24 protein-coding genes and 1 pseudogene are annotated in these 24,975 nt (G+C 37.5%); 6 read left to right on the forward strand and 19 right to left on the reverse strand.

Annotation, left to right across the window (positions count from 1 at the left end):
• Positions 1-24 precede the first annotated feature (24 nt).
• The 4 genes from ytpR to pepA form a co-directional block, all read right to left on the reverse strand.
• Positions 25-642 carry a YtpR family tRNA-binding protein gene (gene ytpR / locus IGJ34_RS14150; protein ID WP_430597706.1) on the reverse strand — a complete coding sequence of 206 codons (618 nt, stop codon included), beginning with the start codon at positions 640-642 and terminating at the stop codon, positions 25-27.
• Between the two features lie 194 nt (positions 643-836).
• A complete protein-coding gene (locus IGJ34_RS14155; protein ID WP_111247939.1) occupies positions 837-1,295 on the reverse strand; it encodes a universal stress protein in 459 nt (152 codons plus the stop codon).
• Between the two features lie 62 nt (positions 1,296-1,357).
• Positions 1,358-1,672 carry a thioredoxin family protein gene (locus IGJ34_RS14160; RefSeq protein ID WP_111247940.1) on the reverse strand — a complete coding sequence of 105 codons (315 nt, stop codon included), beginning with the start codon at positions 1,670-1,672 and terminating at the stop codon, positions 1,358-1,360.
• A gap of 10 nt (positions 1,673-1,682) precedes the next feature.
• Positions 1,683-2,759, reverse strand: coding sequence for a glutamyl aminopeptidase (pepA, locus tag IGJ34_RS14165; protein WP_430597707.1), 1,077 nt, complete (start codon positions 2,757-2,759; stop codon positions 1,683-1,685).
• A 251-nt stretch (positions 2,760-3,010) separates the two neighbouring features.
• Between pepA and IGJ34_RS14170 the strand changes: the two genes are divergently transcribed.
• Entirely contained in the window at positions 3,011-3,352 is a 342-nt protein-coding gene (locus IGJ34_RS14170; protein ID WP_069655010.1) for a PepSY domain-containing protein, read from the forward strand.
• Positions 3,353-3,521: 169 nt separating this feature from the next.
• Here the strand turns inward: IGJ34_RS14170 and trmB are convergent, their stop codons facing one another.
• The 5 genes from trmB to IGJ34_RS14195 all read right to left on the reverse strand — a co-directional run bounded on the left by trmB (position 3,522) and on the right by IGJ34_RS14195 (position 8,069).
• Positions 3,522-4,169 carry a tRNA (guanosine(46)-N7)-methyltransferase TrmB gene (trmB, locus tag IGJ34_RS14175; protein ID WP_069655009.1) on the reverse strand — a complete coding sequence of 216 codons (648 nt, stop codon included), beginning with the start codon at positions 4,167-4,169 and terminating at the stop codon, positions 3,522-3,524.
• 187 nt (positions 4,170-4,356) lie between these two features.
• On the reverse strand, positions 4,357-5,136 hold the full coding sequence (locus tag IGJ34_RS14180) for a phosphotransferase family protein (RefSeq protein ID WP_206833864.1): 780 nt from the start codon (positions 5,134-5,136) through the stop codon (positions 4,357-4,359).
• A gap of 98 nt (positions 5,137-5,234) precedes the next feature.
• Entirely contained in the window at positions 5,235-6,110 is an 876-nt protein-coding gene (gene dat / locus IGJ34_RS14185; RefSeq protein WP_430597708.1) for a D-amino-acid transaminase, read from the reverse strand.
• A gap of 2 nt (positions 6,111-6,112) precedes the next feature.
• A complete protein-coding gene (locus IGJ34_RS14190; RefSeq protein WP_430597709.1) occupies positions 6,113-7,330 on the reverse strand; it encodes an ABC transporter permease in 1,218 nt (405 codons plus the stop codon).
• Position 7,331: 1 nt separating this feature from the next.
• On the reverse strand, positions 7,332-8,069 hold the full coding sequence (locus IGJ34_RS14195) for an ABC transporter ATP-binding protein (RefSeq protein WP_069655006.1): 738 nt from the start codon (positions 8,067-8,069) through the stop codon (positions 7,332-7,334).
• Positions 8,070-8,189: 120 nt separating this feature from the next.
• On the opposite strand from IGJ34_RS14195, the pseudogene IGJ34_RS14200 reads away from it, so the two are divergent.
• The 3 genes and pseudogenes from IGJ34_RS14200 to IGJ34_RS14210 form a co-directional block, all read left to right on the forward strand.
• A pseudogene (locus IGJ34_RS14200) lies at positions 8,190-8,633 on the forward strand (HIT family protein); the annotation flags it as partial.
• The gene (locus IGJ34_RS14205; protein WP_083241826.1) at positions 8,633-8,974 is read left to right on the forward strand and encodes a YtxH domain-containing protein; all 342 of its coding nucleotides are present in this window, start codon (positions 8,633-8,635) and stop codon (positions 8,972-8,974) included. The pseudogene IGJ34_RS14200 and the gene IGJ34_RS14205, both read left to right, overlap by 1 nt.
• Before the next feature lie 297 nt (positions 8,975-9,271).
• On the forward strand, positions 9,272-10,303 hold the full coding sequence (locus IGJ34_RS14210) for a peptidylprolyl isomerase (RefSeq protein WP_069655003.1): 1,032 nt from the start codon (positions 9,272-9,274) through the stop codon (positions 10,301-10,303).
• 23 nt (positions 10,304-10,326) lie between these two features.
• On the opposite strand, the gene IGJ34_RS14215 is transcribed toward IGJ34_RS14210, so the two are convergent.
• The 9 genes from IGJ34_RS14215 to IGJ34_RS14255 form a co-directional block, all read right to left on the reverse strand.
• Complete coding sequence (locus IGJ34_RS14215) at positions 10,327-10,806, reverse strand: ASCH domain-containing protein (protein ID WP_430597710.1); 480 nt, start codon at positions 10,804-10,806, stop codon at positions 10,327-10,329.
• A 22-nt stretch (positions 10,807-10,828) separates the two neighbouring features.
• The gene (locus IGJ34_RS14220) at positions 10,829-11,773 is read right to left on the reverse strand and encodes a 3'-5' exoribonuclease YhaM family protein (RefSeq protein ID WP_069655002.1); all 945 of its coding nucleotides are present in this window, start codon (positions 11,771-11,773) and stop codon (positions 10,829-10,831) included.
• Between the two features lie 2 nt (positions 11,774-11,775).
• Complete coding sequence (locus tag IGJ34_RS14225; protein WP_206833870.1) at positions 11,776-14,472, reverse strand: ATP-binding protein; 2,697 nt, start codon at positions 14,470-14,472, stop codon at positions 11,776-11,778.
• Positions 14,469-15,701 (reverse strand): metallophosphoesterase family protein, encoded by a 1,233-nt coding sequence (locus IGJ34_RS14230; protein ID WP_206850010.1) that lies wholly within the window; start codon positions 15,699-15,701, stop codon positions 14,469-14,471. The genes IGJ34_RS14225 and IGJ34_RS14230 overlap by 4 nt, the downstream gene beginning before the upstream one ends.
• 171 nt (positions 15,702-15,872) lie before the next feature.
• Positions 15,873-17,003 (reverse strand): metallophosphoesterase, encoded by a 1,131-nt coding sequence (locus IGJ34_RS14235; protein ID WP_430597711.1) that lies wholly within the window; start codon positions 17,001-17,003, stop codon positions 15,873-15,875.
• On the reverse strand, positions 17,000-17,866 hold the full coding sequence (locus tag IGJ34_RS14240) for a phosphatidylserine decarboxylase (RefSeq protein ID WP_206833873.1): 867 nt from the start codon (positions 17,864-17,866) through the stop codon (positions 17,000-17,002). Before IGJ34_RS14240 ends, IGJ34_RS14235 begins: the two co-directional genes overlap by 4 nt.
• Positions 17,867-17,887: 21 nt before the next feature.
• Positions 17,888-18,493, reverse strand: a complete 606-nt coding sequence (locus IGJ34_RS14245) for a CDP-alcohol phosphatidyltransferase family protein (RefSeq protein ID WP_069654997.1) — start codon at positions 18,491-18,493, stop codon at positions 17,888-17,890.
• 206 nt (positions 18,494-18,699) lie between these two features.
• Positions 18,700-19,041 (reverse strand): YlbF family regulator, encoded by a 342-nt coding sequence (locus tag IGJ34_RS14250; RefSeq protein WP_069654996.1) that lies wholly within the window; start codon positions 19,039-19,041, stop codon positions 18,700-18,702.
• Positions 19,042-19,109: 68 nt separating this feature from the next.
• Positions 19,110-21,272: a PBP1A family penicillin-binding protein gene (locus tag IGJ34_RS14255; protein WP_069654995.1), complete on the reverse strand. Its 2,163-nt coding sequence runs from the start codon at positions 21,270-21,272 to the stop codon at positions 19,110-19,112.
• Between the two features lie 524 nt (positions 21,273-21,796).
• Here IGJ34_RS14255 and IGJ34_RS14260 point away from each other — a divergent pair.
• Positions 21,797-22,753: an endo-beta-N-acetylglucosaminidase family protein gene (locus IGJ34_RS14260; RefSeq protein ID WP_430597712.1), complete on the forward strand. Its 957-nt coding sequence runs from the start codon at positions 21,797-21,799 to the stop codon at positions 22,751-22,753.
• A 504-nt stretch (positions 22,754-23,257) separates the two neighbouring features.
• A complete protein-coding gene (locus IGJ34_RS14265) occupies positions 23,258-24,118 on the forward strand; it encodes an RluA family pseudouridine synthase (protein ID WP_069654993.1) in 861 nt (286 codons plus the stop codon).
• Between the two features lie 90 nt (positions 24,119-24,208).
• On the opposite strand, the gene lepB is transcribed toward IGJ34_RS14265, so the two are convergent.
• Positions 24,209-24,970 carry a signal peptidase I gene (gene lepB, locus IGJ34_RS14270; protein ID WP_069654992.1) on the reverse strand — a complete coding sequence of 254 codons (762 nt, stop codon included), beginning with the start codon at positions 24,968-24,970 and terminating at the stop codon, positions 24,209-24,211.
• Positions 24,971-24,975: the final 5 nt, after the last annotated feature.

A 24,975-nucleotide genomic window follows, 5' to 3' on the forward strand; every position in this document is an offset into this window, starting at 1 on the left:
ACTAATAAATAGATTTAGGTACATTTATTTCCCAACAGGAAAGGCTTCGCCAATTACTGCATCAAAAGGCAATTCTAAAATTCCTTTTTTCGCTGGCGCATCAGGTAAGCGTAATTCACCTGCTGAACAAATCATGCCAAAACTTTCTACACCACGTAAAACTCCTGGCCAAATCATCAGACCATCTGGCATCATAGCACCAGGTTTTGCAACAACCACTTTTTGTCCAGCTTTGATATTTGGCGCTCCACAAACGATTTGTAGTACTTCGCCGTTATCTACTTCTGTTTGAGTGATAGATAAATGATCCGAATCAGGATGTTTTTTACATGATTTAACGAAACCGATGACCATCTTCGGATTATTTTCTTTGACTAACGTTTCGGAAAAACCAACGTTCGCAAGTTCTTCATTTACTTTTTTTAATTGTTCTTCGGTCAATTCTACTTGACCATTGCCTTCAATATTCCCTACAATCGTTGATGCCTCAAAAATATTCCAAGCCACAACTTGATTCCCTTCAGCTACACATACTCGTGCCACGTTCCCTTTACGTTCCACAGCGTTTTCTTGCCCTTTATCATCTGCAGCGATGACCATCAAGACATCACCGATGTGTTCTTTATTATACGCAAAAATCATTTTTTTCACTCCATTTTATCTTTTTTCTATTATACTGCTTTTTAACGATACTGTATTTCTATTGCTTGTCTCATCTTAACAAAAAATTAGCATCCCTGCATGAAATTCCTTAGATATTTTATTGTTTGCTCCAGAAAAATAAGTGAAACAAAACGGTTACGCCTTGCTTCACCTATTTTACATGTTCTATTTTGTTACTTTTTTGCCTCAGGATGGACAATCAAAACATCACATGGAGCTTGACGTATGATATAACTGCTGACACTCCCCATCATCAAACGCTCTACTGCATTCAATCCTGATTGGCCAACCATGATCAAATCAACATCATATTTTTCTGGTAAATCTTGGCACATCACTTCTTTAGCTGATCCGTAATTTATGACTGTTTCCACTTGAGTAAAATCAACACTTTTTGCGTATGCTTTGCAGTCATCTAGTAGTTCCTTCGCATTATCTGTTTCTTGATCTAACAAACTATCATTTAAAGAAGAATACCCCATCATCGTATAGACTTTATTTTCAATCACATGCGCTATAATCACACGACCATTATTTCTTTTAGCAACTTCAATTGCTTGTTGATACGCTAATTTCCCTTGATCGCTACCGTCTACACCCACTAAAATAGTTTTATAGGTTTGTGTTAACACAGTCCTCATCTCCCGATTATTTTATTTTCTCTTGAATCGGCTCGCTACTGTCGATTATTCTCTCAACCGATGCTTTTTAAAAAGGTTGTGATTTCTTCTTTTGTTTTGCGGTCTTTATTTACCAATCGACCTAACTCTTTCCCTTGATCGGTCACCACAAAACTCGGAATGCCAAATATAGTCCACTCTGAAGCAAGATCCATGAACTTGTCTCGATCCACTTCAATAAAACGAAACGCTGGAAATGCTGCTTCGATTTCAGGCATTACTGGTTTAATAAAACGACAGTCACCACACCAGTCTGCAGTGAAAAAGAAAACACTTTTTCCTTCTGAAACGTATCCTGCTAGCTCTTCATAAGATGTCGGAATAATCATAAGTTCTCCTCTACTTTCCGTAAATGATTGTATTAACGGTTGTTTTATCTAACCCTTTTAAGACTTGAATCAGCATTTCACGGGCTGCTTCAAAGTCTTTGATATTAAACATGGTTTGATGTGTATGGATATATCGTCCGCAAACACCGATCACTGTACTTGGTACACCATTATTTGTTGTATGTGCGGCACCTGCATCGGTTCCACCTTTAGAAACAAAATATTGATATGGAATGTTGTGGGTTGCTGCGGTATCTAATAGATACTCGCGTACGCGAGGTAACGTGATCATACCTGGATCATAAATACGTAGCAACGTTCCTTCACCCAGATGTCCATAGGTTCCTTTTTTCGTTTGGATATCATCGGCTGCTGAACAATCTACTGCAAAGAATAAATCTGGATTGAATTTATGCACAGAAGGTTTAGAGCCACGTAGTCCAACTTCTTCTTGCACATTTGCGCCAGCGATCAACGTATGGCCCAATTGTTCATTTTGCAACGCTTCTAAGGCTTCTAAGACTAAGGTACAGCCATAACGGTTGTCCCAGGATTTACTAATAATGTTTTTGCCGTTAGCAGTTTTGATTGTTTCCGTTTGCGGAACAATTGAATCCCCTGGACGAACGCCAAAGCTTTCCGCTTCTTCTTTTGATTCAAACCCGGCATCAAATAAAATATCCGTTACTTCTAATTGTTTTTGACCGCTCGTCCCACGTAATAAATGTGGCGGAACGGAAGAAGAGATACAGGGATAATTACCTTTACTTGTTTTTAACGTAAAGCGCTGCGCTGATACCACATATGGATTCCAACCACCCAAAGGCACTACTTGGAATAATCCATTTTCTTTGATTTGTGTCAACATAAAACCAACTTCGTCCATGTGAGCCGCTACCATAACACGTGGTGCATCTTGTTCTTTCGTTCTTTTTAGACCAAAAATCCCACCTAAACCATCATATTGAATCTCGTCTACTAATGGTGCCATATTTTTTTTCATATACGCACGAATATCATCTTCAAATCCGCTGGTTCCTTGTAACTCTGTTAATTCTTTAATGCGTTGAAATGTTTTTTCTTCCATCGTTGTATTATCTACCAGATTTCCTATTTGCTACATTTTTCAGGATAAACCGTTCTATTTTGTTCAAAATAACATGATTTTTCAACAAAAATGGCAGATACTCCTTTCATATGATTTCACATTCATTATAACGCAAATTTTTTCAATTGCCCACGTTTTTTGTTTTTCGATATTTCCATACAATGTGTTAGAATAGAGTCAAAGCTGAAGATTTTTGGCAAACATTTGAAAATACGCGGAGGTTATTCCCCATGAATGAAGAAAATGAATTAAGTTATTTTAAAGGCGGCTTGGCAATCGGCGTGAGTCTTGGCCTATTAAGCGGAATTGCTTCAACTTTATGGTATCAAAAGAAAAGGACAGTAGATGCTGATGTAGTTTTAGAAAATGTTAAGGATGCATTTTTAAAAGAGGGACCGATTGAAGGCTCTTGGATTGAATTTGAGAAAAAACCTCTAAGAAAATTTGCTGTCCATTCAAAAACTTACAATGGCGGCATTTCACGGTTGGAAGATGGGATTATGGTACAATATGAATTTACTGCCGACGCCTTTACCGGTACTGTCATTGATGTAAAACGAATCAAAGATTAAAAAAGCGGTTGAAACGATACATCTTTATGTGTAGTGTTTCAACTGCTTTTGTTTGCTCTTATTTTATTTTTTTCCGTCTGTTGCTTCTATGCTCTATAGGTTATTTTTTCTCAAATTCATTTTTAAAAAAAGGAACTCGAAATGGGCAATCCAATCAATAAAAATATCCTTAGTTTTCAGATTGAAACCTCGCTTCAACGCGATATATTGGCTGACCTTTAGCAGAAAACTTTTCTTCATACTCAGTCATGACATTGCCTTCATACTCACTAGCGTGTAGATCTAGCCAAACTTGTTCAAGAATCATGCCATATTTCGAAAAGCTGCTTAATGAATATTCAAATAAGCCACGATTATCCGTTTTAAAATGAATTTCTCCGTTCGGTTTTAAAATCTTTTCATCTGTCGCTAAAAAAGTTTTAAACGTCAAACGACGTTTTTCATGTCTTGTTTTTGGCCAAGGATCAGAAAAGTTCAAATAAATTTGGTCCACTTCATTTTCTGCGAAGTATTGTGTTAACTCTTCTCCATTCACATGAAGCAATTGTAAATTCGGCAGTTTTTCTTCCAACGCTTTTTCTAACGCAATTGAAAGAACACTTAGTTGCATGTCAATCCCAATATAATTGATTTCTGGATTTGCTTTTGCCATCCCAACTACAAACTGTCCCTTTCCGGAGCCAATTTCGATATGAATCGGGTGATCATTCCCAAAACGTTCAGTCCAACGTCCTTGCCATTTCTCTGGTTCATCCACTACTAATTCAGGATGACTAGCCAAAAGTTCAGCTGCCCCAGGTCTTTTTCTCATTCGCATATTCTTTATTTCCTTTCTCCCTAATAAATTTTAAGAGGGTAGAACAAAACAATCATCGTCTTGTGCTGCCCTCTAATTATTTAAGTAAACGTTGAAAACAGAAGCAACGACTACACTTCATTTCAATCTCATTAACTTCTAAACATGACACATGCTGGAGTTATTGGACGTCTATCTCAACCTTCTGTTAATACCCAAAAGCTTGTTTCAGCTTCAAGATTTCAGCATTCATTTCTCTTTTTTCTCCTGATTGATAGTGTCGGAGAGTTTCTTGTAGAAAATTGAATAACGCGTACCACTTGATTCGTGTCAATGCTTCTTCACTTGGTCGCATACCATATGCTAGCAGCCATTTATTCCAGCTACTTCTTGGAACATAATGACCTAATAGCATGCCCAAATCTAAAGCTGGATCTGCAATCATTACTGAGTCCCAGTCAACTAAATATAAATAATTATTCGATACAATCCAATTACGGTGATTAACGTCACCATGAACAACCATATAATTATGAATAGAATAATTTGGTATATTTTCTTGTAGGTAGCGATAGACTCTAGCAAGATACGAATTGTTTTGAAGTTCTTGAGGCAATCTCTCGCCATATGATTGAAGCATCATCGCAGGTGTTTGGATTTGACCGCCGATTTTTCCTAGCATGCTTTTCAGCATATGTGAATGGTGCAAATGATAAAGGACATCCACAACGTCATTTCTTCCACCGATTTCTTGGGCTTTGAGTACCTGACCGTCTAGCCACTCTTGTGCTGTTAAAATATCGCCTGTCACTGTTCGTTTCGTCCAAACTAGCTTAGGGGCAATTCCTTCTTTAGACAATGCAGCCAAAAGAGGAGAAGTATTTCGTTTAATAAATACTCTTTCAGTCGCACGTATACCCATGAAAGTTTGGCCAGTTGCGCCTTTTATTGGCTGCAAGCGCCATTCCTTATCCAACTGAAATGCCATGGAAATTATCTCCTATCCTAACAACTTCTAATAATTAATTACAGTAAGTATCATTTTATCTTCCACAGCGTTTAACGTCAAGCATCTCTCTTGTTCTTTTAACGTTCACCTTTGTTTTTTGACGTTCCGCATACTGTATCGACACTGGCAATATAGGCATTGAGCAATCGTTTAGTGATTTCTCCTGATTTTCCTGTTCCTACGATATGATCATTTACTTTTATAACAGGCACAATTTCGGTTAGCGATCCAGATACAAAACATTCATCTGCCGTAAACAATTCTTCTTCTGAAACTGCTTCTTCTTTCACTCTAATGCCCATTTCTCTTGCCAACTCGATAATTTTCATTTTAGTGATGCCAGGTAAAATCAATTGACCGTCTGGATGTGTATAAACTGTACCATCCTTCACTACCCAGAAATTGGCAGCTGATGCTTCCGTCACTTTGTTATCACGTACAAGCACTGCATCATCAAACCCTTGACGGCGAGCCTCATCTAAGGATAAAACATTCCCCAATAAACTTAATGATTTGATATCGCAATGTAACCACCGTGTATCCGGAACTACAGCAACGGTGATTCCTTCTTCCATTTTTTCCACTGGACGTTCATACGGTCTATAATTGGCCGTTAAAACTCCTTTGACTTTTTCAGGATCTGGCAGCGCATGATTCCTTGGTGAATCGATGCCTCTCGTTACTTGAAAATAAAGCTTTCCTTCTTTGAACCCTTCAAGTTCGACTAATTTTTTTAAATTAGCGGTCAACTCTTCTTTTGTAAAAGGCAAGTGCATTCTAATTTTTTCAGCACCGTGCCATAAACGATCCAGGTGTTCTTCTACCATATATAGATGACCATTATACACGCGCACCACCTCATACAGACCGTCTCCATATTGATAGCCGCGATCTTCAATATCGATTTTTACTGCTTCTCGTTCAACAATTTGATCATTCCATAAAATATGCATGATTAGCCCTCCATTTTCTTCAACCGATAAGGAACATAAAATTTAGCAAATAACAAAACTTCAACAATCAACGCAACTACCACCATTAGCCCCTCTTTAAGATCAGGTAACGCAATCAAAACAAAGACACTGAACAAAAGAGCTGCTACAAGTAATAACACTGTTACAAGCTTACTCACAGCCTGCTTCTTTTGACCGTCTGGCACGGGATAAAGGTGGGTCATCACCATATAATCAAACTGCGTATAGATTGGAATCAACTGAAAGCCGATCAGATAAACAAATAAAACAGATACTCCCATCGAAATCCAAAATTCTTTCAAGAAAAATAGAATCACTCCAGCAACCAATACCAAACGAATAAATAATCCGCTATACTCAGAGCCTCTTAAAAAACTACGGGCATAAAGATATAAATAGGTATTTTGGCTTGTTTTCTTGATTTTTCCCAATAACGGATCTAGGAATTTCCGACGTTTTACACTGCTGGAAATTTCTGGTACATCTGTAAATAAGTGGATAAATTGATAAATTCGATGCATCCGATTTTTTTCTTTTTGAATCATTCGTTCCCAATCTAACGATACAGTTTGTTCTTTTTTATTCAATAGTATATAGAAAAAAACAACCTGTACTAATGCGATAAGTGGTCCTGCTATAGGTGCCACATATAAACTAAGAACAATTGCGACTAAACTTGTGATGAACCATAGGAGAAACCACAAATAATATTCTCTTGAAGAAATTTGGTACAGCTCATATTTTTGTAACCGCAAATGACTGGCCTTCAAAATCCCTAACATCACAATAAAGTAGAAAAATGTTGAAAAAGCCCACCCTGTCGAAACTACGACTAACGGCATTGACATACCACCCAGCAAGAATAACGCGACTAATGGTATCCAGAAAGAATAACGAATAGCACGATTCAAATAACGATTCATTTCGGGCTCTTTCGGTAAAATAAAAACTTTATCCGCCTCTTCTGCTAATGTAGCAATGCGGCCGATTTGCAACAACGCTAGCCAAAAAATTAAGATGATCGGTCTGCCCCAAACAAAATTTGCCGGTAATGTTTTTAATACTTGAGAATAATAAAAACCCAATCCACCTAATAGAAAAACACAAACCAATATAAAATGGTCATTAAACACATAACGCATATATTTCATCATTTTTTTCAAATGGCGTGCTAAACGAATGCCAAAAAATCCAGACATATTAACCCACCTTTTCTTCTTTTGTCAGTGCAATATAAATATCATCTAATGAAGAACCAGGTAAACTAAACTCTTCACGTAACTCTTCCATTGAGCCTACTGCTCGAACTTCACCGTCATGTAAGACAACGAAACGATCGCAATAGCGCTCAGCAGTAGCCAAAATATGCGTTGACATCAAGATGGCTGCTCCTTGATTGCGCATTTCATCCATCAATTCTAACAACGCATGAATCGCTAAAGGATCTAGGCCTAAAAATGGTTCATCAATGATATATAAACTCGGTTCGATCAAAAAAGCACATAAAACCATGACTTTTTGTTTCATCCCTTTTGAAAAATTAGCGGGAAACCAGTCTAGTTTATTTTCTAAACGGAAGGTTTTTAATAATGTATCTGCCCGTTTAAAAGCTTCTTCAATCGGGATATCATACGCCATTGCAGTAATTTCAATATGTTCTCGCAAGGTTAATTCTTCATATAAAGAAGGCGTTTCAGGAATATACCCAATTTTTTTTCGATAACTTTCCGGTTGTTGCTTCAACGTCTCGCCATCGATGGAAATTTTTCCTTTTTGGGGTGTTAATAAACCAATCACGTTTTTGATCGTCGTACTCTTGCCAGCACCGTTTAGACCGATCAAGCCTACCATTTCGCCTGATTTCACTTCAAAATTAATATCTTTTAATACAGGAATATGGCCATAGCCTCCTGTTAAATGTTCGATCATTAAACTCATTTTATTTCCTCCAACTTATTTTATCATGATTCTATTATACCACGAACTTTTTGAAGGATTCATGAACTTTTCCTCCCAAATAAATTTCAAGGTATGGTAAAGTAAAAGAAACAACAAAAAGAAAGAAGGGAAACCATGACAGATTGTATTTTTTGCAAGATTATTGATCAGGAAATTCCAAGTTATAAAGTTTATGAAGACGACAAGGTTTACGCCTTTTTAGACATTACTCAAGTGACCAAAGGCCATACTTTACTTGTTCCTAAAGAACACGTAACTGACATTTTTGAGTATGATCCAGCCCTTGCAGGCGACGTTTTTGCTCGTGTTCCTAAAGTAGCGAGAGCTTTGGAAAAAGCATTTCCAGAAATGCAAGGATTAAACATTATCAACAATAATAAAGAATTAGCCTATCAATCTGTTTTTCACTCTCATATCCATTTAATACCTCGTTATGGGAAAACAGATGACTTCTCTATCCATTTTGGCAATAATCAGGAAACCTATTCTTCTGAAGAAATGCAGGAAATAGCTGAAAAAATCATGAAGCAGGTGGAACAATAATGGGAAAATTTTCTAAAGGAATGTTATTCGGAGCTGTCGTTGGAGCTGCTAGCGGGTTACTTTTTGCCCCAAGAAGTGGTAAGGCTACTCGTCAAAAATTTGTCGATGAACTAGAAGATTGGTCTGATTTAAAAGAGGATTTTACTGAAAAATTAGATCAATTCAAAGAATCAGCGCAGGCATTCCAAGCCGCTGCTGATATGTATATCGAGCCATTCATCGATGGTGTCAACCAAGACGTTGAAAATTTCATGTTCCAAGCAGAGCCACGTTTAGACCAAATCCAAGAACAAGTTGAAAAAATCCAAGAGGAATTACCTGAGGCAACGTCAAAAGATTAATCACTTTTGAGAGGAAGTCTTTAAGGTGTGTGACCTACGTGAACTATACGTTGGTTACACACCCTTTTTTTACTTTCCTTCCTTTCTTCGGCTTTATTCCCCAGTAAAACTCGAAATTTAGACTTAATTTTTTAAAACCCTCCGTTTTTATAGATGAAATTGTGTCCTAAATTCGAAATTTTTTCGAAACTATTGCTTACGTATTTCTTTTATGAAACATAGTGTGTTATAGTTATAACCGTGAGAAATTATTTCTACATAATAAAAAATAAAACAAACTTAGGAGTGCTTACAAGAATGAAGAAAAAATTAATCTTAGCTGCAGCAGGTATGTTCAGTATTTTCGCCTTAGCTGCTTGTACAGGTGGTTCACAAGACATCGCAACAATGAAAGGTGGCACAATCACTGTTGATGATTTCTACAACCAAACCAAATCAAGTCAACAAAGCCAACAAACAGTTCAACAAATGATCATTTTCAAAGTATTTGATCAAAAATATGGCAAAGATGTTTCAGACAAAGAGGTTCAAGCTAAATTTGACGAAACTAAGAAAAGTATTGAAGCCCAAGGCGGAAACTTTGCGGATCAATTAAAACAAGCTGGTCTTACAGAGAAAAGCTATAAAGAACAAATCAAACAAAGCTTAGCTTATCAAGCTGGGATCAAAGCACACATCAAAATTACTGATGCTGATTTAAAAGCTGCTTGGGAAACTTTCCACCCAGAAGTTGAAGCAGAAATTATCCAAGTTGCTACTGAGGACGAAGCAAAAGAAATCAAAAAACAATTAGATGATGGTGGCGACTTCGCTAAAATCGCTAAAGAAAAATCAACTGATGAAGCCACTAAAAAAGACGGCGGCAAAGTGAAATTTGATTCTCAAACAGAAACAATTTCTGAACCAGTTAAAACAGCTGCTTTCAAATTAAAAGACGGTGAAGTTTCTGAACCAATCCAAGCAACTGATGCAACTGGTTACCAATCAACATTCACTATTGTAAAAATGATTAAAAACAAAGAAAAAGGCAATGACATGACTCCTTACAAAAAAGAGTTGAAAGAAATTGCTGAAACAGCAAAACAAAACGATCAAGAATTCACTCAAAAAGTGACATCAGAAGTTTTAACTGAAGCAAACGTTAAAATCAAAGACGATGCCTTTAAAGATGTTTTAGCCGGCTTAGTTGAAACAAAAGATTCAGCTAAATCAAGCGATTCTTCTAAGAAAGAAGAAAAAGAATCTTCTTCTAAAGAAAAAGAATCTAAATCAAGCGACTCTGAAAAATCTAAAGATTCATCAAGCAAAACAGAAGAATCTTCTAAATAAGCACAACAAAAAAGAGATGATAGTCATCTCTTTTTTTGTGCACTATTTTGAAAAACCAATTCAAAAAGTTCATAAACAATTAACATATCCTCAGAGAAAGGTAGTCCATTCACCTGTAACTCCTGTTCAAAAAACGGTTGGTGGACATTGCGCCAATACTGTAATGTCCGATCCCCCTCGCCTTCTAGATAGCCATGCACTTCGGAGATTTGAGAATAAGGTAGAATATCGACTACTCTTGTGCAAATAATTGCTTGTGCTTGGTCATTGCCATCCAACAGCACACTATAATCCCCAACTTCTGGTAACTTCTCCTCTTCAAAACCTTGTTCATACAAAAGATGTAAAGACGACGTACCAGTCTTTTCTTTTCTGAGAACATGAGCTAACAGTTCATCGGCCATCTTCGAAGAATTGCCAAAAGCCCAAGCTTGATACTCATCATGCGTGATTCCATATTGATTTTTAAATTGTGTCCATAACGCTACCACGGATTGATTCATTCTTATCTCCCGCCTCATTTACTTAAATATCTTTCGGCACATAAAAACTACGATTGTCTAACCCAAAGATACGATCAGTATATTGTCCTGGTTCTGTTTGACGGACTGAGCCTAACATCATTTGGATTGATGCATCAATATTGTCGATTTGATGCAATACTTCCGCTTCCATGATTCGTGGGCGAACAGGTGACCCGTATTCCAATAAACCATGATGTGCTAAAACCATATGACGTAACACAATCACATCTTCATCATTCTCATCGATTTTCAACGCAATACAAGCTTTCGTAATTTCTTCATCTACAAGAACTAAATGACCGATCAGATTTCCTGAAAGGGTATATTCAGTGGTCATAGCTCCAGACAATTCTTTGACTTTTCCCAAATCGTGTAAAATAATACCCGAATAAAGTAGTGCTGCATTTAATTCATTGTATTCTTTACAGATTGCTTTCCCTAAACGAAGCATAGAAACTGTGTGGTATGCTAAGCCATTTGCAAAAGCATGATGATTCCGTTTCGCTGCTGGATAATCAAAAAATTCTTTTTGGTACTGCGTTAATAAATAGCGAACGATTCGTTGCCAATGTGCATTGGTGATTTCAAATACCGTTTGATTGATTTCTTCAACCATATCTTCTCGTTTCAATGGTGCTCTTTCCATATATAGGGTTGGCTGACAAGGCTCATCTGGTCGCGCAACACGCATATGAATGATTTTTACTTGGGGATTTCCCTGATATACTTCTCTTTTCCCATTTAAAAGAATAACGTTTCCAGCTGTAAAACGGCTGATTTCTTCTTCTGAAGCATCCCAATATTTCCCATCGATCGTACCTGACGTATCTTGAAAAGTAAAGGCAATAAATTTTTTGCCATTTTTTGCTACGCGTACATCAGCATTTTTGATCAACAGAAATAATTCAAACATCTCATCTACAGACAGTTCACGGATTTTTTTCATACTTATGCTCCTTCTAGTTCAATAATCGGTTGTTTTAACTCTTTATAATAGCTTACCATTTCTTGGTCAGAAGAAAAACAAATCACTTGCTGATGTTCCGAAAAAACGGCAAATAGTTGTGCTAGTTGTTCTTTTCTTTGACTATCGTAATGCAACCAGCCATCATCTATAATAATCGGGCATAAATTACGCTGCTCTTGTAAAGAAAGAAACGCAAAACGAACAGCCATAATAACTTGATCTCTAGTACCTGTAGATAGTTCGTGCAACATAAACCGTTGCTGATCTTCACGAATCACGATCAATTGCTCTTCATGCAATTGAATTCCTCGATATGCATTTCGGGTCAAGAGTTTAAAATAATCCGTCGCTTTTTTTAATAAATTCGGTAGTTGTTTTTCTGATAACTCGTTTAACAGATCCATTAATAACTGACCAGACAATTGATAAGCTGACCAATCTAAAGCAAGTTCTTCGATTTCTGTTTTCAGCTCGGTCTGTTCCTGATAAAGCTCATCTAGCGTGCCATCAGACAACATTTGTTGCCGCTGATAAAGAATTTTTTGTTCTTTTTCTTGCAATTGTTGGATACACGCTTCTATCTCATCAAGGCTTTGTGCCAATTCTCTTTGTGAGGATGGGAATTGTTTTGGCTCACTCGAATCAGGGTATAAGCCTACTAGCATTGTTTGTAGTTCTTGTTTTCGTTTGTGATTAGCTGTAGCTTTTTGGTAGCTTTGAACCATTTCTGGAATCTCGTTGATTGATCCTATCTGGAACCGTTGTAACATGGGTCTAGCTTGGTCGATCACTTGCTGCTGTTTTTCTTTGACTTCGCGAATCGTCTGACGTGAATAAGCATCTGCCTGATATTCTTGGGCAAAACGCACTTTCTCCATTTTATCCGCAAAGTTACTGATTACACGGATTCTTTCCGCCAATGATGTTCCAGCGATCGGTAGGCGTGCTGTATAGCGTTCAGTTTGTTCTGCTAATACTGTTACACGTTTTTGATCCTCTTTCAATTGATGTTCAAGCTCTTGATTTGTATTGCGCAAAATCAAATAACGGGTAATATCGGTACGATGAGTCACCCAAAACTCGACTTGATCCATACGCCCTAAATTGTTTTCCTTCACTTTTTGAGCAATAAATCGTGCCATTTCTGTTTCTTCTTCACGAATTTTTTTGATTTCCGATTTTATTTTTACTAATTGATCATTTAAATAATCCAATTGTGATAACTTTTCTTGCCATTGCCGTTTTTCATTTTCATAGTTATCTTTGGGTTGATGAAAGAGCGGTAATACCCCTGCAATCAAAAGTCCTGCACTTAAAAAGAATGCGCCATACCGAATTGGTACGGGTAAAAAGAAACTCAGCAATACAATAATTCCTGCAAATCCGCAAAAAACAAAATTAACTGCCTTTTTAGGTTGACGATGATTTTTCCGAAACATTTCTTTATTGATTGTTTCAAACGTGCTTAAATTGTCCTCACGTGTCGTGATTTCTTCTTCCAACAACTGTAAATCAGTCTGAGTGGTCTGTAATTTGACTGCTCGGGCAACGATTTCCTCTCTCATCTCCTTGACCACTTGCTCTTCAAAAGATAGTTGCGGAGGTGTCTCTGAATTCCAACCCCATTGTCTTTCTAAAGGAAACATTTCTTGCTGATTTTGCTGTAAGGATTGGGTCATCCAACTGATTTCAGAAAGTAATTTATCAATATCATATCGTTGATTCAGTAATTGCTGAATCTGTTCTTCTTCTTTTAAATAAAACTGATAGTCCTCATTATGATCCTCTGTCTCACTTTGCGCAGCAATCTCTTGATTCAAACGAGTTAGTTCTTCACTCAAAAAGCGATGCTGCTGGTAGATGGCAAGCAGTTCCTCTTGCTCTTCTGGTTTTAATAGAACAGTTATTTTGGCTTGCTCGATCGATTGCAGCTCTTCGTATAAAGGTAAATTCATTACTTGTTTTTCAACCAGCGCTAGCTGATTCTTAATTTCTTGAGCCGCTTGACGTTGTGTTGCAATCTGATGCTCCGTATCTGATAGTTCTACATTCAATTGTTGAAAAGGTCTCTCTTGCTGTTCTTTGTCATTGATACGCTGTTGTAGTTTTTGGTAAGCATGCAGTTTTTGATTTAATGGTGGTTGACTGCCTTTGCCTTTATAAATCGTTTGAGCACTCTTAAAATAATCTTCTCTGCTCAATAATAGTTGCTGACTTCCAGACAGACCTAAAGAAAGCAACGAGGTTTGCAGTTCTTCTTCATTTAATTTTTCTAATTGGCTAAGTTGTTCCTGTTGGAAAGTAAAGACTGACTGAAATAGCTCTTTCGTTAGTGGATGAATCATCTTTTCCAGCAGTGCCTCGTCTCCTATTTGATCATTAAAATACACTTTAGCTTGTCCTTTATTTTGCCCTTTGAAACGTTCTACTTGCACTTCTCCATAAACTGGATGAGCAAACCATAAACGCCCTCCATAGGCTGCACCATTTTTCGGTTGATAATCTTTTTTTCGTTTTCCTTTGGCCGGAAAACCAAAAAGCATTGCTTGAATAAATTGATAAATCGTTGATTTTCCAGCTTCATTTGCACCAAATAATAATTGATTTTTTGGTAGAAACTCAATTTTATGTTGTTGCCATTTACCAAATCCAACAAGTTCTATTGCAATGAGTTTCATGGCTGATCCTCCTGAATGACAAAATCTTCCTTGATCTTTTGATCGGCATGTTCAAGACTGCGCTCACGCCACTCTTCATTAATCTGTACAACTGAAGAAAATAGCGGATTTTGCGTCAGTTCCTGTAACGTATTTGAGAATATATCTGGTTGCAAATAGATTTTTTCTAGTTGATTCAACAACTCTGGTGTTGCAGTGATCACAACCTTTTTATCCAGATTGTTGTTCAATACCTCTACTCGAAATAAATATATTGCCTGATTTGTTTGCTGTACTAGCGTTGCTTGTAGATATTGAAGTAATTCTCCATTTTCATAAGAGAGACGAAATTCTTCACCTAAATGCTGTGTATCTGCTAATTGGATCTCTTTTAAAACCAGCTGTCCTTGGTTCAGTTCATTCTTTAACAGAAGATCCTGAAGAATAACCAATGCCTCTTGTAAGCTTCCTGCATGTCGCAATGAATACTTTTCCACTTGCCAACTGACTCGAGCTACCGATTCAAATCGAACCGTCGCATGCCCAGCTTCTATTGATACGATAGCGACACCTTGAACTGTTCGTTCTTTTTTCGTGTGTCCTTGCGGTGTTCCTGGATAGACGATCAAGGGGGCTGCACTCACTACCTGCGGCTGATGAATATGCCCTAATGCCCAATAATCATACCCCTTATTTTTCATCTCACTGAATGAAAATGGTGCATAATTCTGCTGACCATTATTCGTTGTATCACCATGATAAATTCCGATATGTAAGTCTACCGATGAATCCTTAGTGGGAAAAGTCGCTAGTTTATCTTCATTGATCCAAGGATGTTCATAACTAAATCCTGTGACGGCTACTTTTTCTTGATTCTTTGTCATAAAATAATGTGTCTCGACTTGCTCTTTCTGAAAAAGGAACATATTTTTCGGAAAATCAAACCAATAGCGCTCAGCTACAAAATAATCATGATTTCCAAATGACATAATCACAGGGATTTTCGCTTGATCCAACCGCTTCATTTCATCAATAAAGTATGCTTGTGTTCGGATCGAAGTTCGACTTTGATGAAAGGTGTCCCCAGCAAAAATCACTGCATCTACCTGATTTTTTAGTGCTATATCAACAATCGCTGTGATTACTTCGTGATTCGCTTGTTGTAGTTTTTCAACGATTTGTTTTGGACTATTTTTTAGGCCTTCAAAAGACCGATCCAGATGTAAATCTGCCGTATGCAATACTTTCATTAGATCCTCCTATTCGCCCTAATTGTTTTCTTTAATCATATCATTTTATTAAGAAGCGGTCAGTAAAAATATACGAAAATTTGTTCGTTTTTTATTTTTTTGAAGAGATAAAAAAGAAAGGGACTGAAATCCAACTCTATGAGTTTCGTTCCAGCCTCTATTCGTTCTATCTTAGTTTGTTAAAATCTCGATTTGAACAATTTCGCTTTGCGTTCCGATTCGCATCGGCGGGCCCCATGTCCCAACACCAGAAGACACGATGACTTGGGGGCTATTTTTATTTTTACGATAATAGCCATAATCCACAGTGAAGTACGCTTTTGTAACTAGATTAAATGGAAAAATTTGCCCTTGATGTGTATGTCCTGAAAGAATCAATTCATTCGCCTGCTCATACTCTTCAATCGTTGAAGGTTGATGATCTAAGATGATTTTTGGAAGTTTGTTGCCTACTTTTTTGAATTGTTCTTGCATGTTTTTTCTACCACCATCTTGTGATCCAATCGGCCGACTATCTTTTCTACCGACCACTAAAATCTCTTCACCTACCACGGTCATTTCATCTTCAAGTAACGTGATGTTTGACGCCTCAACAAGTGCTCTCATCTTCTCAAACGTTTCTCCAGCGTCATGATTGCCCCAACATAGATACGTTCCGTAAGTAGACGAAAGACGTTTGAATTCTTTCTCCATCCCTTGTGGATCTTGTAATGCATTATAATTTCCATCAAATAAATCACCTGAAATAAACACAATATCTGGATGTAGTTGATTGATTTTATTCACGATTTTGCCCAACTTCTTCACGTCGTTGACATACCCTAAATGCAAATCACTGATCAGCACAGCATTGATTTTTTTCTGTTGCTGATTGGTTGGTTCATTGATCACCACTTGATAACTCACCGTCTTGATTTGCTGCGCCTGCCATGAACCATAGCAAAATAGCACAAAAACCAGTAACGCCGCCCCTACCCAAACCATCAGTTCGGTCTTTGAATGAAGCAGAGTGATTTTTCTAGTAATTTTTAAGATCAAGTCTGTCAAACCAAAAATAACCAACGATAAAAACCAAAATGATAACCAGTAGCTACCCATTTTCCCGACAATACCGCCCACATCTGCATCAAATAAGAACATTGTCAGCAACGATGCAATCGAAAATACGCTAATGATGCCCCATACAATAAATGAATACTTAAAAAATGAAAACTGTTCAAGTATGGACAAAAATAGTTTCCCGATGTAAAAATTACTCAAGAGGAATAATCCTCCGATAAGTAAAAATACTAATTTATTCATGCCTGTCCTCCAGCTTTTTTACCCACGATTTGTCCGAATTTCACGATTGTTTCGAGATTATTTTCGGTATTTGACCAAATGTCCGGATCAATCGTCACTTGATTTTCTTGGAATAGCAAGATTACTGTTGAGCCACCAAATTCAAACCAGCCTTTTTTCTCAAAACGCTGACAACCGCCTGAATTTTTCAGATTTTTGATCTTCCCAACCATTAGAGCACCGACTTCGATTTGAGCGATTTTCCCAAAGTGGTTCGTTTTGATAATCGTAACTTCTCTTGCATTTCTCGAAAAGACCGGTTCATTATGAACTGCTATCGGCTGTACAGTATGAAACACTCCCGCTATTTCCTGCTGCGCTAAAATAGTTCCTTCATCAATATAATAATAATGATGATAATCATCTGGTGTTAAACGAAAAATGACAGCACAGCCGCCTTGCCATTCTTGGGCAAGGCTTGTGCTATCAAGTAACTCCGACAGAGCATATTCTGATCGTTTGATTTTGAATGTTTGGTCTGCACTGATTGGATAGACTGTGACCTTGCCATCACAAGGCGCACTCAACACTGTCTTTTCTTGGGACAAAACACGTGCTTCAGGTTTGATTTCACGCATAAAAAAATGGTTGAATGAACGATAGACCATCGGTTCATACTCGTCCATTTGAAGCTCGTTTTTCTGAATAAACGGATTGATCATTGCTTTTGAAAGCGAGCTATTTAAATAAGCTCCAGCCACTTTTGTAAGCGGTGGTTGGATGAGTCCTTTTAGAATAAAGCGTCCAATCGGATTTTTATATAAAAAGTTTAATGACCAGCTATCATTTTCAGTGATAGGCTTTGTTTTAAAGTGCTTCTCCATCTATTTTCCCCTTTGAACAATTTAACGAACAAAAAAAGCAACAACAGCGCCAACTAAGGCTCCGAAAGCTAATTTTCTAGGATCGACTTTTTTGATTTTTACCTTTGAAATAAATAAGAATCCGATAATCAACAGCACCGCTGGATAAACAAGTGTGATTGCTATATGGAAACGACCCGCAGCAAAAAATAACAACGGAATCAATGCTGCACTGCTTGTTACCGGTAGCCCTTCGTAATATTCTCGACAACCATCGGCTTGTTCCTTTCTTTCCATTTCCGTTACATTATAGTGGGCTAATCGAATCAAAGCAGCTAAAATATAAAATGCAAATAATGGCAAATAAATTCCTTGTGTCAGTCCTGAAGCATAACCTAGAACTGTTGGGAAAACCCCAAAACTAATCAAATCAGCAAGTGAATCGATTTGAATACCGTAGCACATCTCGCTTTTTGTACGCTCTTTAAGATTTGCGACGAATCCGTCAAACATATCACAAATCCCAGAAAGGACTAAACAAAAAATTGCTTCAACGATATGCTGCGTTAACGCTAAATACATTCCGATTATAGAAAAAATGGCATTTCCATAAGTTAGAATAACTGTGTAATCATAAATACCAATCATACAATTTGTTCCCCAATTCTTTTTTCGTTTAGTATTACTATATCATTAAAGTTACCGAATTTGGGAGATTTTTTGACATTTTGTGTGTTTTTAGTGCCAGAAATAAGTGCAGTCTCTCCCCTTAGTGTAATCCACTAAAAAAAGAGGATAAAGATAGCGGAAGATATTCCGTGTCCACTATCTTTAACCCCTTCTCTATTTAGCTCTTAATCGTTATATAAATCACGAATCGGTGTCATGATAATACGGTTTAAATCATTCACGATCAGGCTAAATGCTTGTTCTTTTTGCATCAATTGATTGATGACTTCTGCTTTTTGAACTTCCGTTGCCAAAGCTTGAGCTTTTTCAGCATCTTCTTCTGAAAATTCCTCACCACGCATTTGTTTTTCTTGTAGTCCTTGTTGGAACGTTTGGAATTCTTTAAATAATTTGTACGCTTCTTCATCTGCTTTTACATCTGCATACGCTTGTTCTAAGGCTTTAAATTCTTCCATTTCGCGGATTTCGCGTTCTACTTGATTGGCTGTATCATAAATATTACTCATTCAATCTCCCTCGTTTCTATAGATTCTTCTCTTTGATTGTACCATTCTTTGATTCGTTTTCAAACCGATTATTCTCCTGTTAAACCACCCAAAAAGTCTTTAAGACCATTTTTCGCATTGTCCCAGCCCTCTTTGAGTTTACCGCCGATATCTTTCGCACCTTCTTTGACTTGACCGCCAATATCTTTGACACTGTCTTTCCAGGCATCGCTATTATCATTAGTTGGTACTTCACCTGCTGGCTGTACGACGCCTCCTGTAGCATAAGCATCCGCTACAGTAAATGGTGTTTGTGTCGTATAAGGTAATATTCCTTGCGTCTGGTTACTGAAAACAGTCGAAGCATGCGTGGCACTGCTACCTTGTAAGTAATGACTTTCACTCGTTTGTTCAAAGCCTAACCATGTCGCGACTACCACATCAGGTGTATATCCGACAACCCATTGGTCATTCGTTTTATCGGTGTCAAAGTTCGTTTCTGTGGTTCCAGTTTTCCCAGCCATGACATAGCCTGCTGGATCAGCATTCATCCCAGTTCCTGAACTGAATACGCCTAAAAGCATACTCGTCATTTGGTCTGCGGTATCTTTTGTGATAACTTGTTTCGTTTTAGCATTCGTATTATCAACGATGACCGCTCCCGTAGAGTCAACGATTTTGTTGATCAAATGCGCTTCTGACTGAACACCGCCATTGGCAAATGGACTATAAGCATTTGCCATCGTTAACGGAGAAACACCCGTTTTCAAGCCCCCTAAAGCCAATCCATAATACTTATCTTCTTGGGCTAAAGGAATACCAAATTTTTCTGTTTTTTCAAAGCCTTTGTCCAACCCAATTTTATGCAACGTCCAAACGGCTGGGAGATTCAAACTTTCACCTAACGCTTGGTACATCGTCACTTCACCGCTGTTTGTGCGGCTGTAGTTTTCAGCAGGATAATACTCTTGTGGTTTATCTTCTAAAATACTATTGGGCTTCATTCCTGATTCTAATGCAGGTGTATAAACTGAAATTGGTTTCAAGGATGACCCTGGTGACCGTTTCGTTTGAGTCGCAAAGTTAAATCCTCGGTATACATGTTCGCCACGTCCACCTACAACCCCTTGAACTCCGCCTGTCTTTGGATCTAGCGCAACAGAACCACTTTGCACCATTGCGCCATCTTCTGCATTTGGCGGGAATAAGGCGTCATTCGCATAGGTTTGTTCCATCGCTTTTTGATAGTTTTGGTCTAATGCTGTATAGATTTTATAGCCTTTATTCAATAAATCTTCTTCTTTTAAGCCATGTTGATTGACCGCTTCATCGATGACTGCATCAAAGTAATACGGATATCTATAATCTGAATTTTGATCAGAATAATTGTCATTCAATAAGCTAGCCATCTCGACTCCTGCTTGCGCATCTGCTTCACCTTGGGATAATTTCCCGTTATCGACCATCAACTGTAAAACCGTATTACGACGATTTACTGCATTGTCAATATAATCTAGTGGATTGTAGATTCCAGGGCCTTTCAACATTCCGACCAAAGTGGCTGCTTCGCCGACTGACAATTCACTGGCACTAACACCAAAATATTTGTGAGAGGCATCTTCAATTCCCCAAACCCCATTACCAAAATATGAATTATTGAGATACATTTCTAAAATTTGTGATTTATCGTATTTTTTCTCGATTTCAATCGCTAAAAATAATTCTCTCGCTTTACGTGTCATAGTTTGCTCTTGCGTCAGGTAGGCATTTTTAGCTAGTTGCTGTGTGATGGTACTACCACCACCACCGCCACCTATCATACCAAGACTCAACTTTCCAACTACTGCTCGTAAAAGTCCTTTGATATCATACCCATGATGTGTTTCGAAGTTTCGATCCTCAGTTGAGATCAAGGCATCTTTAACGAATGGTGAAATCTGATCTATGGTGACAAAAGTCCCTTTTTGACCAAATAATTTTCCAGCCTGCTCTCCATTTTTATCATAAATAACCGTTGACTCTTCTAGACCGGCCTTCAACGCACCGACATTCGCTGATTTTGCTAAAGTAAATAGATAGATACTAGTTACTAAAACAGCTACCAAACCTAAAAGTAAAATGATTTTATTAATTTGATATTTCTTCCAAATCCGCTTTCTCCAATAGTGAAAACGAACAAGATACGGTTTGATCCACGTCCAAAAGCGTTGGAAACCAGATTTTATTTTTCCCATAATTGTTTTAACGTCCATAGTGCTCCCTCTTTATATAAAAGTTTCTAAGCCATTTTAACATAGAAAGCTACTCTTATTCATACGGCTTTAGCATGAATAATGCACATAAATTTTGTTTTGCCTATTTTAACACGTTTTTCTTTTCTTTTTATGTAGAAAAGGTTAAGAATCCATCAAGAAATCATAGAACTCACGGAGTAGAATAACTATTTAACGTATAAATTCTTATTTTCGTTGTAAAAAAGTGCTACTTTATAAAAAGTTTAATCATAAAAAATTCATATTTTGCCTTTATTATATAAGTATACCAACAAACAACCCTAACAAAACACTTTTTCATTTTTTAACTCCTTTTTCCCACTCTTCCCCAAAGAGTGGGTCTCTTTTTGTCTTGAGAAAGTTTTCAATTAAAACCAAACGAAATGAAAGTTCTACCTATATTGTTGCTGAGAGCTCCTTGCACTTGTGTTTAAAGAATTTTTTGTGCTACACTTTTCCCGAAATGTAAACGTTTTACAAAAAAATGAAGAGGAGCGTTTTTTATGTCTAACAAGTTAGCGTCATTCCTTGTTCCAGTTTTCTTTCTACTAAGCTTTAGTTTAGTATCTACACAAGCCAACGCCGTACAAGCATCTCCAAAAGAGCCAGTTATGATGGCTTACTATCGTACCTGGCGAGACGTGACGATGCCTCATGATGCAAATTCAACGTTACCTGATCAAAATGTCACTGCGATGACTGATATTCCTGAAGGCGTGGCTATCGTCTCTGTTTTTCATTATGTAAACCCAGGTACCAATCAACAGAAATTTTGGGATACATTAAGAGATACTTATGTTCCGACATTACATGCTAGAGGAACGCGCGTTATTCGAACGATCGATATTAGAGAAGTTTGGAATGTCCCTCATGCAGGTGCAATACCAACCACTGAAGAATATGATCGATATGCGCAACAATTAATAGATACCTATCTTACGCCATGGAATCTGGACGGACTAGATATCGATATGGAGTCTAGTTTAACAGCTAAACAAGAAGCAATGGTTGCTGGGACATTCAAAGCGTTATCTCAACACTTAGGTCCTAATGCTAATACCGGAAAGTTGTTGATTTATGACACTAATAAAGACAATCATTCTTTATTTCAAAAAGTTGCTTCTTATGTTGATTATCTTTTTATCCAAGCCTATGGTCGCCCAGCTAGTTCTTTAGATAAGACCTGGAATACTTATAAAAGTTCTGTGACGCCACAACAATTTCTTCCAGGGATCTCCTTCCCAGAAGAACAGGACCACAATAGATGGAACGATACGGTAGAACCTTACGAAACAAGTCGTGCGTATTCTTATGCAAAATGGCATCCAAAAGAGGGTCAAAAAGGCGGAATGTTTGTCTATGCGATTGATCGTGATGGTAAACAATTTGGGGATGATACAATCACAAAAACCGATTTCAGCTGGACAAAACGTTTGATCAATACGATGAATACCCACTAATTAGGGGTGTTTTGTTTGAAACTTAAACACTTCTTTAGAAAAATTTTACAGTTTTGAGTAAATTAATACACAAAAAATTCATATTTGATTTGTATTATATATGTATACCAACTAACAACCCTAACAAAACACTTTTTCATTTTTAACTCCTTTACCCGTCCTTCCCCAAAGGACGGGTATTTTTTTCGTCACTGCCCTTGGCTTTGCCCTAGCGGATAATAAACAGTACTTGGCGAACGCAGTGAGCAACGTTTCCTTACTTGTGCATCACTACTATTTCCAGACTACACAACGTTAGACAAATCCCAAAAGAACAGCATATTTTCCTGATTTGTAAGTTGTTATAACTCAAAAAAGTAACCATGGAAAACTGACGCCTTTCTGTTAATTCTTTTCAAAAATTGATTTCTTCTTCATCAGCTGCTTTAATTCTACCTAACCACTTGAACTTATCCTTTCATTTGTTAAACTATGAGAGAACACTATTGAAAAGGTGGGACACCAATGGAATTATCCATCCAGTTACCTCAGCATTTTAAAGAACAAACCGTTCGAGAATTACTCGAACAAGAATGGCTAGTCCCTCGTAAAGTACGTCATTTTTTACGTACTCGAAAAAATGTTTCGATCAATGGCGAAACTGCTTTGTTCCATTTCCCTGTAAAAAGTGGGGATGTCATTACTTTACAGTTCGAACCAGAAGACTACCCCACACCTAAGATCCTTTTGGGCAATAATTCGAACGTTGATGTACTTTTTGAAGATGAACAGTTGATTATTTTGAATAAACCGATTGGGATGAAAACCCATCCTAATCAACCGGATGAACAGGACACGCTACTGAACCATTTAGCTGCTTACTTAGCCCCTAAAAATCAAACTCCTTATGTGGTTCATCGGTTGGATAAAGAAACAAGTGGGGCGATTTTATTTGCTAAAAATCCTTTTGTATTGCCAATTTTAGGACGGTTATTAGAAAGCAAGCAAATCTACCGACGCTATCAAGCAATTGTCTCAGGTCATTTAAACGAGTCTTTAACGATTCGAAAAAGAATTGGGCGTGATCGGCATGATCGACGAAAACGAGTGGTGGATGAGCGACGTGGGGATATCGCGGTTACTCATGTTGACATTGCTTCTTATGCGAAAAAGACAAACCAAACAACTCTTTATTGCATTTTGGAAACCGGTAGAACCCATCAAATACGCGTGCATTTAGCCAGTATTGGGTATCCTATCATTGGAGATCCTTTGTATCATCCAAAACCCAGTGGACGTTTGATGCTACACGCTTATGAGCTACATCTAATACACCCATTCAGCAAAGAGCAAATCAAAGTGATTACAGAACATAGTTTATGGTAAGGACACGTCAAAAATAGAGTAGACAGTCAACTAAAAATGTCTGTATACTCTATTTTTCGTTTTATATTGGAACAACTGCCTATACGTTACTCAATAGGACCTCCATTTATATACCGGGAACACTCTTGCTTCAACAACACCAATAATGTCTTTTTCATCAATCATTCCATAATAACGACTATCTGTAGAATACTGTCTATTATCCCCTAGCACCAGGTATTTGCCTTTAGGAATATGTTGTTGCTGCCCATTCGACAACTGATTGACTGAGAAATCTTCTGTTAACAACTGCTCTTCTTGCTTAGCGCGATACAGTGGCATTGCCAAAAAGCGTTCTACAATCGGCTGTTGATTAATCAGTAATTGATCATTTTTAAAACTTAGTTCTTCACCAGGGAGTCCAATCACTCTTCTAATGGAGCGCTCTTTACTATTAGGAACTTTAAAATAGATTAGTTTAAACCGTTTAACCTTCTTTAAACGATTTACATAGATTCGATCTCCATCACTTACTGTTGGAGTCATCCCGTATCCTTCAAACAATGGTAGCGCAAAAAAAATCTGGGAACCAAGTAAGAAAAGCCCACTCACGATAAAAGCCGTGATAATCAGTTCTTTCCAATAAAAGGGTAGAGCAGAGAAATGATTTCTTTGGTGTTTCTTTTTCAATACCTTCTTTTTTCTTCTTACAACTCGTTGACTCTTTTTTTCCCCAACTTTAACTTTTGTTTGCTTATTTAGTTTCTTCTTTTTGGTTGTGGCTATTCTCTTAGGTTTTTGTCTTGTTCGATTTCGTTCTGCTTTATCCTTTTTATTAGTAGAAAATTGGGTATGTCGTTTATCTTTTGTCATTGCCT

The sequence above is a fragment of the Enterococcus sp. AZ177 genome (genome assembly GCF_050544585.1).
GTDB lineage: Bacteria > Bacillota > Bacilli > Lactobacillales > Enterococcaceae > Enterococcus_L > Enterococcus_L plantarum.